This is a genomic window from Streptomyces sp. P17, from assembly GCF_032436805.1.
Taxonomy (GTDB): Bacteria; Actinomycetota; Actinomycetes; order Streptomycetales; family Streptomycetaceae; genus Streptomyces.
In genome coordinates this window covers 1-269 of sequence record NZ_JAVRBF010000872.1, presented here as the reverse complement: position 1 = coordinate 269, position 269 = coordinate 1, and the positions used below count along the sequence as shown (strand labels likewise).

The 269-nt window shown below is 63.6% G+C and carries 1 protein-coding gene; it reads right to left on the bottom strand.

The genetic code is table 11. The features are described from left to right. Positions 1-90: 90 nt before the first annotated feature. On the bottom strand, positions 91-237 hold the full coding sequence (locus RMT89_RS46325) for an SDR family oxidoreductase (protein ID WP_399499002.1): 147 nt from the start codon (positions 235-237) through the stop codon (positions 91-93). Between the last annotated feature and the right edge of the window lie 32 nt (positions 238-269).

Sequence of the window (269 nt, the reverse complement as noted above, 5' to 3'; positions counted from 1 at the left end):
CCGCAATTGCAGATATGGAACTTGTCCGTGTGGCACAGCCATTCTTGTAAAGCGTCCTGCATCGACCGCGTCCTGTAGACCGCACGGGTCTCAGCCGATTCGCCATCCACCATTGACAGGGATTAGCGCCCCGGTGACGAAGGATCCAGCCGCTGACACAAGCCAGAGCACTGCTCCGGCAATATCAGCCGGCGTGCCCGCCCGGCCCATCGGCGTCTCGGCGACGATCGCGGCGATGCGCTCTTCCGGCCAGGCACCGGTAAAGCCGG